Genomic DNA, 12,761 nt, shown 5'->3' with positions numbered 1-12,761 from the left:
CCCCTCCACCACCGCTTCGCGGCGGTCCCCCTCCCCGTGCCAGGGAGGATTCTTTTGCCCAAAACAAAAAGGGCGGGCACCTCGCGATGCCAGCCCCCTTCGTTGATCCGGTAATGCCCGATCAGATGTGGATCGGCTTGCCCTGTACTGCCATGGCGGCTTCCTTGAGCGCCTCGGCATGGGTCGGGTGCGCGTGGCAGGTATAGGCGATGTCTTCCGACGTCGCGCCGAACTCCATCGCCTGGGCGGCCTGTGCGATCATCGTGCCGGCGAGCGACGAGATGATCCACACGCCCAGCACGCGATCGGTCTTGGCGTCGGCGATGACCTTCACGAAGCCGTCGGTGTCCCGGTTGGTCTTGGCGCGGCTGTTCGCCATGAAGGGGAACTTGCCGACCTTGACCTCGCCACGCTCCTTGGCGGCTTCTTCCGACAGGCCGACACCGGCGATCTCGGGCATGGTGTAGACGACGCTGGGGATGACGTCGTGGTTCACGATGCCGGTTTGCCCTGCGATATTCTCCGCCACCGCGACGCCCTCGTCCTCGGCCTTGTGCGCGAGCATCAGGCCCGGCGCCACGTCGCCGATCGCCCAGACGCCGTCGACATTGGTCGCGAAGTCATGGTCAATCTCGACCTGGCCACGGCCGTTCAGCTTCACGCCCGCCGCTTCCAGACTCAGCCCGTCGGTGTTGGGCTTGCGGCCGATCGCGACCAGCACGGCGTCGGCCGACAGCGTTTCCGCCGCGCCGCCAGCCGCCGGTTCGACCGACACGGTAGCGCGGTCGCCCTCGACGGTGACGCCGGTCACCTTGGTCGAGGTCTTCAGTTCCATGCCCTGCTTCTTGAACAGCTTGGCCGATTCCTTGCGGACCTCGCCGTCGAAGCCCGGCAGGATCTGGTCGAGATATTCGACGACCGTGACCTTGGCGCCCAGACGACGCCAGACCGAGCCCAGCTCCAGCCCGATCACGCCGCCGCCGATGACGACCAGGTGTTCCGGCACCTTGGGCAGCGCCAGCGCGCCGGTCGAGTCGACGACGACCTTCTGGTCGATCTCGACACCCGGCAGCGGGGTCACGACCGAGCCGGTCGCGATTACGATGTCGCGTGCGGTGACGGTCTGGTCGCCGACCTTGACCGTGCTCGAGTCCTGGAACGCGGCCTTGCCCTTCAGCCAGGTGACCTTGTTCTTCTTGAACAGATACTCGATGCCGCCGGTCAGCTCGCCGACCGCCTTGGCCTTTTCGGCGTGCATCTGGTCGAGGTTGAGCTTGGCACCCTCGATCTCGACGCCGAACTTGGCAAGGGCACCGTGCGATGCTTCCTCGAACAGTTCGGACGCGTGGAGCAGTGCCTTGGACGGGATGCAGCCGACATTGAGGCAGGTGCCGCCCAGCGTCTCGCGCGCTTCGGCGCATGCGGTCTTCAGGCCCAGCTGCGCCGCGCGGATCGCCGCGACATAGCCGCCGGGGCCGGCGCCGATCACCAGGACGTCATAGTCATACTCAGCCATTTGTCTCTCCCGTTCCCCGGCTCTCGGGGTCCAGCCTGCGGGCGCACCCGCCTGTCACAGCAAGGACGGACCCTCGACCGTTCGAGGGCCCGTATAGATCACAAAGCGATCAGAGGTCGATCAGGATGCGCGTCGGATCCTGGATCGCGTTCTTCAGCGCGACGAGGAAGGTCACCGCCTCGCGGCCGTCGATGATGCGGTGGTCGTAGGACAGCGCCAAGTACATCATCGGACGGATCACGATCTGGCCGTCGACGACGACCGGGCGCTCCTCGATCCGGTGGAGGCCCAGCACCGCCGACTGGGGCGGGTTGATGATCGGGGTCGACATCAGCGAGCCGAACACGCCGCCGTTGGAGATGGTGAAGGTGCCGCCCTTCATCTCGTCCATCTTCAGCGTGCCGTCCTTGGCGCGCTTGCCGAAGTCGCCGATCGTCTTTTCGATGCCCGCGACCGTCAGGTCCTGCGCATCGCGGATGACCGGCACGACCAGGCCGTTCGGGGCCGAGACGGCGACCGAGATATCGGCATAGTCGTGATAGACGATCTCATCGCCCTCGATCGAGGCGTTGACCGAAGGGATGTCCTTCAGCGCCATCGTCGCGGCCTTCACGAAGAAGCCCATGAAGCCCAGGCGGACGCCGTGCTTCTTCTCGAACAGGTCCTTATACTTGGCCCGCGCCTCGATCACCGCGGTCATGTCGACGTCGTTGAACGTCGTCAGCATCGCGGCGGTGTTCTGCGCTTCCTTCAGGCGCTTGGCGATCGTCTGACGCAGGCGCGTCATCTTCACGCGCTCTTCCTTGCGCGCCGAATTGGCGGGGGCAGCGGCCGGAGCAGTAGCGGCCGGAGCCGGTGCGCTCGACTTGTTGGCAGCGGCGGCAGCGACATCTTCCTTGGTGATGCGGCCGTCCTTGCCGGTGCCCTTGATCGTCGCGGGGTCGAGGCCATGCTCCAGCACAGCACGACGCACCGACGGCGAGAGTGCTGCGGGCGATTCGCTCGACTCGTCGCCAGCAGGCGCAGCGGCGGGCGCCGGAGCAGCTGCCGGGGCTGCGGTCACGGCCGGGGTCGCCGCTTCGGTCTTGGCCGGGGCCGCGCCACCGGCCTCGACGGTCGCCAGCAGCGCGCCGACCTGCACCGTGTCGCCGACCTTCACGGCATGCTCGCCCATGACACCCGCCACCGGCGAGGGCACTTCGACCGAGACCTTGTCGGTCTCCAGGCTCGCGATCGGCTCGTCGACCGCCACCGCGTCACCCGGCTGCTTCAGCCATTCGCCCAGCGTCGCTTCGGAGATCGATTCGCCCAGTACCGGGACCAGAACTTCAGTCGCCATTTCCATTTCCTCCACCCGGCGAGCCGGGGTTCTTACGCGGGCGGGCAAAACGCCCGCGCCAGATTTCATCCCTCCCCGGCTCGATCACGAACCGGGGAACTCGGTAAGTCAGTCCGCCGCCGCCGTGGTCGGCTTGGCGGTGGTGTTGCTGCCCTCGGCGCGCGTCCGGCGGATTTCCTCGCGGACATTATGGCCCAGCGCATCGGCGACCAGCGCGCCCTGCTCGGCGGTGTGGCGCTTCATCAGGCCGGTGGCGGGCGAAGCCGCCGCCGCACGCCCCGCATAACGCGCCCGCTTCACGCTCGCACCGGCGGCCGCCAGCGACTCCTCGATCAGCGGCTCGACGAAGAACCAGTAACCGTTGTTCTTCGGCTCTTCCTGCGCCCAGACCACGTCCTGCAGGTTCGGCATGCGCGCGATCCGCTTGGCGAGCGCATCGCTCGGGAACGGATAGAGCTGCTCAACGCGAACAATCTGCGTGCCCGTGTCGCCCGCCGCATCGCGTGCCTCGATCAGGTCGTAAGCGACCTTGCCGGTGCACAGGACCAGCCGCGTCGTGGCCTCGTCGGCAGCACCGTTGGTGTCCGACAACAGGCGACGGAAGTGGCTCTCGCCCTGGAAGTCCTCGGCCTTCGACACCGCCAGCTTGTGACGCAGCAGCGACTTGGGCGTCATCACGATCAGTGGCTTGCGGAAGTTACGATGCATCTGGCGGCGCAACAGGTGGAAATAGTTGGCCGGGGTGGTGCAGTTCGCAACCTGGATATTGTCGTTGGCGCAGGACTGGAGGAAGCGCTCGGGACGGGCCGACGAGTGCTCCGGCCCCTGCCCTTCATAGCCATGCGGCAGCAGCATCACGAGGCCGTTGGCGCGCAGCCACTTGGACTCACCGCTCGTGATGAACTGGTCGATCATGATCTGCGCGCCGTTGACGAAGTCGCCGAACTGCGCCTCCCACATGACCAAAGTCTTCGGGTCGGCGAGTGCGTAACCGTACTCGAAGCCGAGCACGCCGTACTCGGACAGCGGGCTGTCGAGCACTTCGAAGCTGCCATGCTCGACGGTCTTGAGCGGAACGTACTTATGCTCGTCGGTCTGGTCGACCCAGACGGCATGACGCTGCGAGAAGGTGCCGCGACCCGAATCCTGGCCCGACAGGCGCACGCCATAACCTTCCGACAGCAGCGAACCGAAGGCCAGCGCCTCGCCGGTCGCCCAGTCGAAATTCTCGCCGGTGGCGAACATCTGGCGCTTGGCGTCGAGCACGCGGTTCAGCGTCTTGTGGACCTGAAGCCCTTCGGGGATCGTGGTCAGCGTGCGGCCGATCGCGTCGAACAGCTTCTTGTCGAGGCCGGTCTCCACGTTGCGGCGACCCTGGTCGGTCTCCTTCGGCGCCGACAGACCCGACCAGCGACCGGCGAACCAGTCCGCCTTGTTGGGCTTGTAGCTCGCGCCCGCCTCGAACTCGCCTTCGCAGCGGGTGGTGTACTGCTTGATATTCTCGTCGACCCATGCCTGATCGACCACGCCCTCGGACACAAGGCGCTTCGCATAGGTCTCGGCGACACCGGGGTGCGAGCGGATCTTGTTGTACATCAGCGGCTGGGTGAAGCCCGGCTCGTCGCCCTCGTTGTGACCGAAGCGGCGATAGCACCACATGTCGATCACGATGTCGCGGTGGAACTTCTGACGGAACTCGATCGCCATCTTGGTGGCGAAGGTCACCGCCTCGGGATCGTCGCCATTCACGTGGAAGACCGGCGCCTGGACGCCCTTGGCCACATCCGACGGATAGGGCGAGGAGCGCGCGAACTGCGGGCTGGTGGTGAAGCCCACCTGGTTGTTGATGATGAAGTGGACGCAGCCGCCCGTATTGTAGCCACGGATGCCGGAGAAGCCGAGGCATTCCCACACGATGCCCTGCCCGGCGAACGCCGCGTCGCCATGGATCAGCACCGGCACCGAGGCCGAGTGATCCTCCAGATCGCCCGCGATCGTCTGGATCGCGCGGGTCTTGCCCAGCACGACCGGGTTCACCGCCTCGAGGTGCGAGGGGTTGGCGACAAGCGACATATGGACCTTGTGGCCGTCGAACTCACGATCGGTCGAGGTGCCCAGGTGATACTTCACGTCGCCCGAACCGCCGATGTCATCGGGGTTGGCCGAACCACCGGCGAATTCGTGGAAGATCACGCGCAGCGGCTTGGCCATGACATTGGCCAGCACGTTCAACCGGCCGCGATGCGCCATGCCGAACACGATCTCGCGCACGCCCATCTGGCCGCCGTACTTGATGACCGATTCCAGCGCGGGGATCATCGACTCGCCACCGTCCAGGCCGAAGCGCTTGGTGCCGACATATTTCTTGCCGAGGAACTTTTCCCACTGCTCGGCTTCGATGACCTTGTTCAGGATCGCCTTCTTGCCATCGACCGTGAAGTCGATCGCCTTGTCCTGGCCTTCCATCCGGTCCTGGAGGAAGCGGCGCTCCTCCACATCCGCGATGTGCATATATTCGAGGCCGATATTGCCGCAGTAATTCTTGCGCAGCGTGTCGACCAGCTCGCGAACGGTCGCCCATTCGAAGCCCATCGTGCCGCCGAGGTAGACCTTGCGATCGATATCGGCGTCGGTGAAGCCGTGATATTCGGTCTTCAGATCCTCGGGCAGCTCGCGCAGGCCCGACAGGCCCAGCGGGTCGAGGTTCGCCGCGAGGTGGCCGCGCACCCTGTAGGTACGGATCAGCAGCTGGGCGCGGATCGCGTCACCCGCCGCCTTGACGATGTCGGCGGTCGAGGGTGCCGCAGCGGCCGGTGCGGCGGCGGGCTTGCCACCCTTGGCGGGCTTGGGGGCCGGTTCCATCTGGGTCGGGTCGAGGCCCGCCGTCAGATCGTCGGTCGAGGTCAGCGGCCAGCGCTTGTTCTGCCAGCTGGGGGCGCCCACGCCCTGCTCCAGACCTTCGAAGAAGGTCCGCCAGCCCGCATCGACCGACGACTGGTCGGCCTGATACTTGGCGTAGAGCGTTTCAATGAAGGCGGGGCTGACGCCCGCCGCGATGTCGCTGAATTCCTGGCCTTCGTAGCCCATGAGACGCTTCCTCGACCGCCCGTCTTCTTCATGATCGCCACCCCGGCACATCCGCCTGGGGTCCGCAGCCGCGAGCGGCCCGCCTGCCGCCACGGACCCCGGCGGGTGTGCCGGGGTGACGCGATACGCCTTACTTGTTCAGCACCGACAGCAGCGTCGAGCCGAGCTCCGACGGGCTGGCCGCGACCTTGATCCCGGCCGCTTCCATCGCCGCGATCTTGTCCTCGGCGCCGCCCTGGCCGCCCGACACGATCGCACCGGCATGGCCCATGCGACGGCCCGGAGGCGCGGTGCGGCCCGCGATGAAGCCGGCCATCGGCTTGCTGCGACCGCGCTTGGCTTCGTCACGCAGGAACTGCGCGGCTTCTTCTTCCGCCGAGCCGCCGATCTCGCCGATCATGATGATCGACTGGGTCTCGTCATCGGCCAGGAACAGCTCCAGCACGTCGATGAAGTTGGTGCCGTTGACGGGGTCGCCGCCGATGCCAACCGCGGTCGTCTGGCCGAGTCCTGCGTTCGAGGTCTGGAACACCGCCTCATAGGTCAGCGTACCAGAGCGCGACACGACGCCGACCGAGCCCTTCTTGAAGATCGAACCCGGCATGATGCCGATCTTGCACTCGCCCGGCGTCAGCACGCCCGGGCAGTTCGGACCGATCAGGCGCGACTTCGAACCCGACAGGGCGCGCTTGACCTTGACCATGTCGAGGACCGGAATGCCCTCGGTGATCGCGACGATCAGCGGGATTTCGGCGTCGATGGCTTCCAGGATCGAGTCGGCCGCGAAGGGCGGCGGCACGTAGATGACCGACGCGTCCGCGCCCGTCTTCGACTTGGCTTCGGCGACGGTGTTGAAGACCGGCAGGCCGATATGCTCGGTGCCGCCCTTGCCCGGCGTCACGCCGCCGACCATCTGCGTGCCGTACGCCAGCGCCTGCTGGGTGTGGAACGTGCCGGTTTCACCCGTCATGCCCTGGGTGATGACCTTGGTGTTCTTGTTGACGAGGATGCTCATCTAACTTCTCTTCCTCTTGTTCCCCGGCGAAGGCCGGGGCCCAGTTGGGGAAACGGTCATGGCAGTGCGATCCGGTCGTAAAGATCATCCCAGTCGGGATTGAGCCCTTCGATTTCCCGCAGCTTCCAGGCCCGCTTCCATTCCTTCATCCGCAGCTCGCGCTGCCGTGCTGATTCGATGCTCTCATGCGCCTCGAACCAGACGAGGCGATGACAGCGATGCTTTCGCGTGAACCCGGCGACCACCCCGTCGCGATGCTGAAGCACGCGCTGGGCGAGGTTGCTGGTCACACCGAGATAGAGCGTCCCGTTGCGATCGCTGGCCATGATATAGACATAGCCCGGTCGCTCCATCTCGAATGCCTTCCCAACTGGGCCCCGGCCTTCGCCGGGGCACAATGGAATGGATCAGGCCAGCGACTCGTCGATGCCCTTGCAGGCGACGAGCAGTTCCTTGACCGCGTCGACCGAAACCTGAAGGTTGGCCTTCGCCTCGTCCGACAGCTTGACCTCGACGACCTTCTCGACGCCACCGGCGCCGATCACGACGGGCACGCCGACATAGAGGTTGTCGATGCCATACTCACCCGACAGGTGCGCGGCGGCAGGCAGGATGCGCTTCTGGTCGTAGAGATACGCCTCGGCCATCGCGATGCCGCTGGTGGCGGGCGCGTAATAGGCCGAGCCGGTCTTGAGCAGCGCGACGATCTCGCCGCCGCCGCCGCGGGTGCGCTTGACGATCTCGTCGACCTTTTCCTTGGTCGAGAAGCCCATCTCGATCAGGTCGCTGACCGGGATGCCGCTGACGGTCGAATATTCCAGGACCGGGACCATGGTGTCGCCGTGGCCGCCGAGCACGAAGGTGTTCACGTCCTTCACCGACACGCCGAACTCTTCGGCGAGGAAGTGCGAGAAGCGCGCCGAGTCGAGCACGCCGGCCATGCCGACGACCTTGTTCGCGGGCAGGCCCGAGAACTCGCGCAGCGCCCAGACCATCGCGTCGAGCGGGTTGGTGATGCAGATGACGAAGGCATCGGGCGCGTTGGCGGCGATACCCTCGCCGACCGCCTTCATCACCTTCAGGTTGATGCCGAGCAGATCGTCACGGCTCATGCCGGGCTTGCGCGCGACACCGGCAGTGACGATGATCACATCGGCGCCCGCGATATCGGCGTAGTCGTTGGAACCCTTGATATTCGCGTCGAAGCCTTCGACCGGGCCGCACTGCGACAGGTCGAGCGCCTTGCCCTGCGGAACACCCTCGACGACGTCGAACAGGACGATATCGCCCAGCCCCTTGAGCGCGGCGAGGTGCGCCAGCGTGCCGCCGATATTACCGGCGCCGATCAGCGCGATCTTCTTGCGAGCCATTCCAATCCTACTCCGTAGTGGACGTACGTGATTGGTCACGCGGCCTACGCCTATTGCGGCGTCGGGGCAACCGTTATTCCACAGAGTTTAAGATTTTAAACGATAATGGTTCGCAAGTGCATTAAGGCTTGATTAAGCCCCTTCCGAGCCATGGCCCTGGGCCAGATACTCCTCGGACCGCATCTCTTCCAATCGGCTGATCGTACGCTCGAACTCGAAGCGGCCATCGCCGGTTTCATAGAGTTCGGCGGGCTGGGCGTCGGCTGCGGCGAGCAGCTTGACCTTGTGTTCGTAGAGCGCGTCGATCAGCTGGACGAAGCGCGCCGCCTCGTTGCGGTTCTCCGGCCCCAGCTTGGGGATGCCGACCAAGATGACGGTGTGGAAACGCCGCGCGACCGCCAGATAGTCCGCCGCCCCCCGCGCCTCGCCGCACAGCCGCTTGAACGAGAAGACCGCGACACCCTTCAGCGCCTTGGGGACATGCAGGACGCGTCCGCCGACCTTCAGGTCCTCAGAGGGTACGTGCGCGGCATCCTCGACCGGATAGTCGGTCAGGCGGAAAAACGCCGCCGACAGCGTCATCGTCGCCTTCGGTCCATTCGGCACCAACCACGTATCCAGCCGCCCCAGCCGGTCGCGCCGGTAATCGGTCGGCCCGTTGAGCGCCAGCACGTCCAACCGCGCCTCGATCAGCGCGATGAAGGGAAGGAAATGCTCGCGGTTGAGCCCGTTCTTGTAGAGGTCCTTTGGGGGCCGGTTGGAGGTGGTGACGATCGTCACCCCCGCCTCGATCAGCGCGGTGAACAGCCGCGACAGGATCATCGCATCGGGGCTGTTCGTCACCATCATCTCGTCGAAGGCCAGCAGCCGCACTTCCTCGGCCAGTGCTGCGGCGACGGGGGCGATCGGGTCACCCGCCTGCTTGGCGCGCTCGGTGGCGATGCGGGCGTGGACCTCCAGCATGAACTCGGCGAAGTGGACGCGGCGCTTGGCCTCGACCGCCACATGGTCGAAGAACAGGTCCATCAGCATCGACTTGCCGCGCCCGACATCGCCCCAGAGATAGACACCTTTGGGCGCTGGGGCGCTCTTGCCGGTCAGGCGGGCGAAGAGGCCAGTCTTGCGCGGGGTTTCCAGTTCGGTCGCCAGCTGCTCGAGCCGGACGGCGGCGGCGGCCTGTTCGGGATCGGGGCGGAGCTCTTCTGCGGAGACCAGGCGGCGATAGGGATTGAGGATGTCGGGCATGTTGGGGGCGATGTCTGCCCTGCCCTCTCTCGCGTCAAGTCCCACCCTCACCCTTCCCACCCGCTAATGCGGGCGGGCCCCTTCCCTCTCCCATCGGGAGAGGGAGGGAGGCGCTTTAAGCGCCGAAAGGGTGAGGGTGGCCAACGGACCAGATAGAAACGAAAAAGGGAGCCGTTTCCGACCCCCTTTCCGTTTCCATCAAAACCGCTCGGATCAGATGACCCGCTCGGCTTCCATCTTCTTGATCTCGGCGATCGCCTTGGCCGGGTTCAGGCCCTTGGGGCAGACATTCGCGCAGTTCATGATCGTGTGGCAGCGGTACAGGCGGAAGGGATCCTCCAACTCGTCCAGACGCTCGCCGGTCATCTCGTCGCGGCTGTCGGCCAGCCAGCGATAGGCCTGGAGCAAGATCGCCGGGCCGAGGAACTTGTCGCTGTTCCACCAATAGCTGGGGCACGAGGTCGAGCAGCAGGCGCACAGGATGCACTCGTACAGACCGTCGAGCTTGGCGCGGTCGTCCGGCGACTGGAGCCGCTCCTTGCCCGAGGGGGCGGGCGACACGGTCTGAAGCCACGGCTTGATCGAGGCGTACTGCGCGTAGAAGTGCGTGAAGTCGGGGACCAGGTCCTTGACCACGTCCATATGCGGCAGCGGCGTGATCTGGACCGTGCCCTTCACATCCTCGATCGCGGTGGTGCAGGCCAGGCCGTTGCGACCGTCGATGTTCATCGCGCACGACCCGCAAATGCCCTCGCGGCACGAACGGCGGAAGGTCAGCGAGCTGTCCTGCTCGGCCTTCATCTTGATGAGCGCGTCGAGGACCATCGGACCGCATTCGTCCAGATCGACCTCGAACGTGTCGTAGCGCGGATTCTGACCCGAATCAGGGTCGTAGCGATAGACCTTGAACTTCTTCAGGCGGCCTCCGGTGGTCGCCTGATGCGTTTCGCCCTTCTTGATGACGCTGTTCTTCGGCAGGGCAAATTCGGCCATGGTCTCTAACCCGCTGGATGGGCCGGTCCCGGGACCGGCAAAGGATTAGCAGAGCCGATACATGACAGGGCCGGTTGTCGCAAATGTCTTCGCGCGATTTAGGCGCTGGCTCAGATCACATCAAGGACCAGGCCCAGGTCGCGCGCTTCCTCGGCGTCGATATACCAGTTGCTCGTCGCCTTTTCGCGCAAGGTCTCGAACGATACCTGCGACCCGTTGACGATGGCGCGGAAGCCCTCCTCCTGGATCAGGACCGACTGCTCGATCTCATGCAGCTTGGCCTTCAGGATCGCAGGCAGGCTGGTCAGCGGGCCGGTCAGGTCGATCGAGCCCGACATCTGTCGCTCATGCAGCATCAGGCGCGCGCCGCGCGTCAGGAAGCGCGTCTCGACCGGAAAGGCCGACATGAAGGTCGCTCCCGCCGAATAGACCGCGACCTTCCCCAGGAACAGCGTCTCGCGCCCGGTATAGTCGCGCAGCAACCGGATCGAGTCGCCCATGGCCCGCGCCATTTCCGGATCGCCGCCCAGGGTGGTGATCGATACGACCAGCGGCCCTTCGGTCGGCGCGGCGGCAAGCTGGTCCTTGAAACCGGCATACATCACCTCGTCCACCGTGCCGTAAAGCTGGATGTGCGGGCGGGCGAGCAGCGGGTATTTCACCGCTCTGTTGGGCTGGTCATGCATGACATGGCGAACCGGGGGTGCGGGATAAGGTTCCGAAGGCTTGGGCGTGGCCTTCGACTTCGCTCAGGCTGAACGGAAGTTTGTATCCAGCCGCCTTTTCTAACCCCGTTCAGGCTGAGCGAAGTCGAAGCCCAAGGGAATCCCTATCCACCCTTCGCCCGGGCGTAATCCTGCGTCCCCCGCGTCATCACCTCGTCCCCGTCGACGATCGCCGCCACGGGAATATCCGGCAACGCCTTGATCTCCTCGTAAAGCGGCGCGAAATCCGTCTCCAGCGTGGTGCGCAGCAAGTCCTCGTAACTCGGGATCACGAAGTAATTCTGCTGGAAATCGTCGATGCGATATTCCGTCCGCATCACGCGGGCGAGATCGAAGCCGATTCGGTTCGGACTCGGGTCCTCCAGCGCGAAGCGGCTTTCCGAATAGCTCGACACGATCCCCGCGCCGTAGATGCGCAGGTCGCCGTCCTCGCGCACCAGCCCGAACTCGACCGTGTACCAGTAGAGCCGCCCCAGATATTTCAGCGCATCCATGCCCAGCGCCCGCTGCCCGCCACGACCATAGGCGGCGAGGTAATCGGCGAAGACCGGATCGGCGAGCATCGGCACATGGCCGAACACGTCGTGGAAAACGTCGGGTTCCTGAAGATAGTCGAGCTGGTCGGGCCGCCGGATGAAATTGCCCGCGACGAAGCGGCGATTGGCCATGTGGTCGAAGAACACGTCGTCGGGCACCAGCCCGGGCACCGCCACGACCTGCCATCCGGTCAGCGTCATCAGCCGTTCGGACAGTTCCTCGAAATCGGGAATGCCCGGCCGCGAAAGCTTGAGCACGTCGAGGCCGCGCAGATAGGCCTCCGACGCGCGGCCCGGCAGCAGCTTGGACTGGCGCGCGAACAACGTATCCCAGGTCGCATGGTCCTCGGCCGTGTAATGCTCCCACCCCTGCGGGATGGTCCAGTCGGCGGAGGCTCCCTCGGGCGGGGCGGCGAGAACATGGGTATCCTGTGCCATTCGCGGAGCCTATCATGATGATGGTGACAAATGAAACCATATCGTGGCGACGGCCGGGACGCGTTGCAAGGGGGATGGCGGCTGCGATCGGCCTGATCCTGTTCGGCTATTTCTTCCTGGGACTGGCGCTGGGGGCGATCCCGCGAGCGACCGTTCGGATGCCGGAGGCTGGCGCGGATGCCGTCACCATCTTCGTCGAGTCGAGCGCGATCCACACCGCGATCATCGTGCCGAAGCAGGCAGCGGGGGTGGACTGGCGCGACTGGGCGCGGCCGCAGGGCCTGCGCGACCCGCGCTTTGCGGGTTTCCCCTTTCTTGCCATCGGCTGGGGCGAGGCGGGCTTCTTTCGCGAGACGCCGCACTGGCGTGACGTGAAGCCGGGCACGATCCTGCACGCCGCGCTGGGCAGCGAGCGGACGCTGATCCATGTCGATCATCTGCCGCTGCCCCGCGCGAATGGCGACGATGTGCGGGCGATCCGCCTGTCGCCCGAGGCC

Annotated in this window: 11 protein-coding genes; 1 reads left to right on the top strand and 10 read right to left on the bottom strand. The window is 65.5% G+C overall.

Going from position 1 to position 12,761, the window contains the following annotated elements; all coding sequences use genetic code 11:
• Positions 1 to 121: 121 nt before the first annotated feature.
• From lpdA to phhA, 10 genes are all read right to left on the bottom strand, one after another.
• Complete coding sequence (gene lpdA, locus NS355_RS12040; protein ID WP_058745940.1) at positions 122 to 1,516, bottom strand: dihydrolipoyl dehydrogenase; 1,395 nt, start codon at positions 1,514 to 1,516, stop codon at positions 122 to 124.
• Between the two features lie 109 nt (positions 1,517 to 1,625).
• Positions 1,626 to 2,855 carry a 2-oxoglutarate dehydrogenase complex dihydrolipoyllysine-residue succinyltransferase gene (gene odhB, locus NS355_RS12035; protein ID WP_058745942.1) on the bottom strand — a complete coding sequence of 410 codons (1,230 nt, stop codon included), beginning with the start codon at positions 2,853 to 2,855 and terminating at the stop codon, positions 1,626 to 1,628.
• A gap of 108 nt (positions 2,856 to 2,963) precedes the next feature.
• Entirely contained in the window at positions 2,964 to 5,942 is a 2,979-nt protein-coding gene (locus tag NS355_RS12030; protein WP_058745939.1) for a 2-oxoglutarate dehydrogenase E1 component, read from the bottom strand.
• Between the two features lie 130 nt (positions 5,943 to 6,072).
• Complete coding sequence (gene sucD / locus NS355_RS12025) at positions 6,073 to 6,957, bottom strand: succinate--CoA ligase subunit alpha (protein ID WP_042484035.1); 885 nt, start codon at positions 6,955 to 6,957, stop codon at positions 6,073 to 6,075.
• 56 nt (positions 6,958 to 7,013) lie between these two features.
• Entirely contained in the window at positions 7,014 to 7,310 is a 297-nt protein-coding gene (locus NS355_RS12020; RefSeq protein ID WP_058745938.1) for a GIY-YIG nuclease family protein, read from the bottom strand.
• Between the two features lie 54 nt (positions 7,311 to 7,364).
• Positions 7,365 to 8,327, bottom strand: coding sequence for a malate dehydrogenase (gene mdh / locus NS355_RS12015; protein ID WP_058745937.1), 963 nt, complete (start codon positions 8,325 to 8,327; stop codon positions 7,365 to 7,367).
• Between the two features lie 132 nt (positions 8,328 to 8,459).
• A complete protein-coding gene (gene zapE / locus NS355_RS12010) occupies positions 8,460 to 9,572 on the bottom strand; it encodes a cell division protein ZapE (protein WP_058745936.1) in 1,113 nt (370 codons plus the stop codon).
• Between the two features lie 213 nt (positions 9,573 to 9,785).
• Positions 9,786 to 10,565, bottom strand: coding sequence for a succinate dehydrogenase iron-sulfur subunit (locus NS355_RS12005; RefSeq protein ID WP_042484025.1), 780 nt, complete (start codon positions 10,563 to 10,565; stop codon positions 9,786 to 9,788).
• Positions 10,566 to 10,675: 110 nt separating this feature from the next.
• The gene (locus NS355_RS12000) at positions 10,676 to 11,251 is read right to left on the bottom strand and encodes an ATP-dependent Clp protease proteolytic subunit (protein WP_058745935.1); all 576 of its coding nucleotides are present in this window, start codon (positions 11,249 to 11,251) and stop codon (positions 10,676 to 10,678) included.
• Positions 11,252 to 11,394: 143 nt separating this feature from the next.
• Entirely contained in the window at positions 11,395 to 12,264 is an 870-nt protein-coding gene (gene phhA, locus NS355_RS11995) for a phenylalanine 4-monooxygenase (protein WP_058745934.1), read from the bottom strand.
• 74 nt (positions 12,265 to 12,338) lie between these two features.
• On the opposite strand from phhA, the gene NS355_RS11990 reads away from it, so the two are divergent.
• The coding region (locus NS355_RS11990; RefSeq protein ID WP_244489668.1) for a DUF2459 domain-containing protein at positions 12,339 to 12,761 on the top strand (423 nt) is incomplete at its 3' end.

Origin of the sequence: Sphingomonas yabuuchiae (assembly GCF_001477495.1) — a bacterium.
GTDB lineage: Bacteria > Pseudomonadota > Alphaproteobacteria > Sphingomonadales > Sphingomonadaceae > Sphingomonas > Sphingomonas yabuuchiae_A.
Note: the sequence above shows the minus strand (reverse complement) of the source record. Positions and strands in the feature narration are given on the sequence as shown.

Bases quoted from the DNA above. Each gene is read 5' to 3' on its own strand.
- lpdA (WP_058745940.1), bottom strand. From the start codon at position 1,516: ATGGCTGAGTATGACTATGACGTCCTGGTGATCGGCGCCGGCCCCGGC.
- odhB (WP_058745942.1), bottom strand. From the start codon at position 2,855: ATGGCGACTGAAGTTCTGGTCCCGGTACTGGGCGAATCGATCTCCGAA.
- NS355_RS12030 (WP_058745939.1), bottom strand. From the start codon at position 5,942: ATGGGCTACGAAGGCCAGGAATTCAGCGACATCGCGGCGGGCGTCAGC.
- sucD (WP_042484035.1), bottom strand. From the start codon at position 6,957: ATGAGCATCCTCGTCAACAAGAACACCAAGGTCATCACCCAGGGCATG.
- NS355_RS12020 (WP_058745938.1), bottom strand. From the start codon at position 7,310: ATGGAGCGACCGGGCTATGTCTATATCATGGCCAGCGATCGCAACGGG.
- mdh (WP_058745937.1), bottom strand. From the start codon at position 8,327: ATGGCTCGCAAGAAGATCGCGCTGATCGGCGCCGGTAATATCGGCGGC.
- zapE (WP_058745936.1), bottom strand. From the start codon at position 9,572: ATGCCCGACATCCTCAATCCCTATCGCCGCCTGGTCTCCGCAGAAGAG.
- NS355_RS12005 (WP_042484025.1), bottom strand. From the start codon at position 10,565: ATGGCCGAATTTGCCCTGCCGAAGAACAGCGTCATCAAGAAGGGCGAA.
- NS355_RS12000 (WP_058745935.1), bottom strand. From the start codon at position 11,251: ATGCATGACCAGCCCAACAGAGCGGTGAAATACCCGCTGCTCGCCCGC.
- phhA (WP_058745934.1), bottom strand. From the start codon at position 12,264: ATGGCACAGGATACCCATGTTCTCGCCGCCCCGCCCGAGGGAGCCTCC.